Here is a 543-nt window from a genome sequence, read left to right on the forward strand (position 1 = left end):
GAAGTGCACGATCTCGTGCGTCAGCGTCATGCCCCGCGCCCTGGCCTCCTTGAAGGAGGGGCGAACGATGGTGTGCAACAGCATCCGACCGTCGTCGGGCAGGATGTGGTGGGCACGTTCAAAAAAGGCCGGCCACCGGTCGGCCTTGAACGCCTCGAAGGCGCCGATGCTGACGATTCGGTCGACCTTGTCGTCGAATTCCTCCCAGCCCTGCAACCGGACTTCGACGGAGCGGTCGGTGGGGATGGCGGCCATTTTGGCCTTACTGTAGGCAAACTGGTTGCGACTCAGCGTGATCCCGATCACGTTGACGTCATATTTCTCGATCGCCCGGTGCAGCGCTCCTCCCCAGCCGCAACCGATGTCGAGTAGCGTCATCCCCGGCTCGAGATTCAATTTGCCCAGCGCCAGATCGAACTTCGCATTCTGCGCCTCTTCCAGGGTCATGCCCTCGCGTTCGAAATAAGCGCACGTATAGCCCATTGTCGGATCTAGGAACAGGGCAAAAAACTCGTCCGAAACGTCGTAGATGGATTGCGATTC

Annotated in this window: 1 protein-coding gene; it reads right to left on the bottom strand. The window is 59.7% G+C overall.

What is annotated here, in order from left to right:
• The coding region (locus A5704_RS21070) for a class I SAM-dependent methyltransferase (protein ID WP_156737721.1) at nt 1-543 on the bottom strand (543 nt) is incomplete at both ends.

The organism is Mycobacterium sp. E735, from assembly GCF_001666955.1.
In the GTDB taxonomy this organism is placed as follows: Bacteria; Actinomycetota; Actinomycetes; order Mycobacteriales; family Mycobacteriaceae; genus Mycobacterium.